Genomic DNA, 2,176 nt, shown 5'->3' with positions numbered 1-2,176 from the left:
AGGGGCAACGGCGGCACGGCCGCTGCGCCGTCCCACCGTGCGTCCGACTGCTGCGCCAGAGGTGAAGCCCGCGACGGCGCCTGGCCGCCGGGCTGCGCCCGCGGATGACGATTGGGAATCTTTCTGACACCGGCCTGGCCGGTAAATGGGTAGGGTATGCGAGGCTATATACATCTTCTGGCGACGGCCGCGATAGCGGTGGTTCTGGCCGGCTGCGCGGCGACGGGGCATAACTTCGACCCGGGCAAGCTGTCGATGCTGACACCGGGGCAGACGACGCTGGAAGAGGCTTCGCGGACGCTGACTGCCCCGCCCGACAAGCTCTATAAGCAGACCGACGGTACGCTGCTCGCGCTCTGGGCCTTCAAAATCACCTTCGTCGCGGACGGCCTGTACAGCCGCAAGGAAGCGCTGCTGCAGTTCGGCCCGGACGGCCGGCTGTTGCGCCTCGTCGACAGCACCAATATCTTGCTGGAACCCTGGGAACGCCAGAAGCTGCTGGGACCCGCGCCTGCGCCTGACCTGCGTCAGGACGTGGCGCCATCCGCTGCGGCGCCCGAGGTGCAGACCATCTACATCCCGGGTCCGGGTGAACCGACCGGGTTGCAGCCTCAGGGCAAATAGCGCCCTGTAGTCCAGCGGGGAGCATCGCGGCGCAGGCCGCGATGTACGTCGCCCGAAGTGCGTGCCTCGTGTAACAAGGCATGTCGGTCGGGTGGTTTTTCATTTGGTCAGAGTAGTTCCTGAGGGATGGGGAAATAATATGGAAGCGAGTCTCGAATCCGGTGCGAAATCCGGCAAGGTCGGCAAGAAGAAGGCCGCGCGCGCGCCCAAGGTGAAGCGCAAGCTGCGGTTGCGCGATGCCCGCGTCGGCACCATGCTGCTGTGGGTCATGGCATTTTTCGCGGTGTTGATCGCTGCGGTGGGCGGCCTGGCCGCGTATTTCCTGCAGAGCAATTATGAGTCGATCCGCGAGGTCAATGCCTTGACCGAGCGTTCCAAGCAGGTCGAAGTGATCAACAGCGACATGCTGCGCGCGCGGGTTGCCCTGATGGTTGCCGCGCGCCACCTGCAGGAATCCGGTTGGGGCAGCGGAGAGAACTCCGCGCGCGATGCCGCCGCGGCCTTGAAGGGCGCCACGGATCTGTTGACCGGCGTGCGCAGCCGCTTCGCGGATTTCCAGAAGAACATGTTGCAGGACGACACGGGTCGCCAGCTGTCGATGAATCTGGTGCGCCGCTACCGTTCGTACATCGACGATGGTGTGGACACCATGGTCGAGGCCTTGCGCAGTGAAGACTATTCCACCTTCTACATGGTGAACAACGAGTATGGCACGCCGCGCAGCGCCGCCTTCATCGAGGCGCTCAGCGAGTTCGGCAAGTACATCGGCGGCCAGCAACAAGCCACGATCGACGAGGCTGAAGCCAATTTCAACCTGGCCATGGTGGCGGTGGGCGTTGCCGTCGGCCTGGCGGTGCTTTTGATGATCCTGGCGCGCCTGGTGTTCGGCCGTCTGGTGGTGCGCCCCTTGGTGGAAGCTGGTCAGCATTTCGACAAGATTGCCGCGGGAGACCTGACCAGCCGCGTGGAAGTGCGTTCGCACAATGAGATCGGCCAGTTGTTCGCCGCGCTCAAGCGCATGCAGGAAAGCTTGACCCGTACCGTGTCGGTAGTGCGCCGCGGCGTCGATGAGATTACGGTGGGCTCGCGCGAGATCTCGGCGGGTAACACGGACCTGTCCAGCCGTACGGAAGAACAGGCGGCTTCTCTGGAGGAAACCGCGGCCTCGATGGAAGAACTGGCCTCGACGGTGAAGCAGAACGCCGACAACGCGCGCCAGGCCAACCAGCTGGCGGCCAGCGCTTCGGACGTGGCCGAGCGCGGCGGTTCGGCGGTGTCGGAAGTGGTCAGCACGATGCAAGGCATTTCGGCCAGCTCGCGCAAGATTTCCGAGATCGTGTCGGTGATCGACGGCATTGCCTTCCAGACCAACATCCTGGCGCTGAACGCCGCGGTGGAAGCGGCGCGCGCCGGGGAGCAGGGCAAGGGCTTTGCGGTGGTGGCGGGCGAAGTCCGTTCGCTGGCGCAGCGCAGCGCCCAGGCGGCCAAGGAAATCAAGGGCCTGATCGAGGACTCGGTGACCAAGGTTGGCGCAGGCTCGCAGCAGGTGGAG

The 2,176-nt window shown here is 64.8% G+C and carries 2 protein-coding genes; both read left to right on the top strand.

Going from position 1 to position 2,176, the window contains the following annotated elements; translation table 11 throughout:
• Positions 1-156: 156 nt before the first annotated feature.
• Positions 157-624 (top strand): hypothetical protein, encoded by a 468-nt coding sequence (locus tag VIR09_RS29300; RefSeq protein ID WP_332016064.1) that lies wholly within the window; start codon positions 157-159, stop codon positions 622-624.
• 139 nt (positions 625-763) lie between these two features.
• Positions 764-2,176, top strand: a 1,413-nt coding sequence (locus tag VIR09_RS29295) for a methyl-accepting chemotaxis protein (protein ID WP_332016063.1), incomplete at its 3' end; no start/stop codon positions are given.

It is taken from the genome of Achromobacter sp. (assembly GCF_036567245.1).
GTDB lineage: Bacteria > Pseudomonadota > Gammaproteobacteria > Burkholderiales > Burkholderiaceae_B > Achromobacter.
This window is presented reverse-complemented; position numbering and strand designations above follow the sequence as displayed.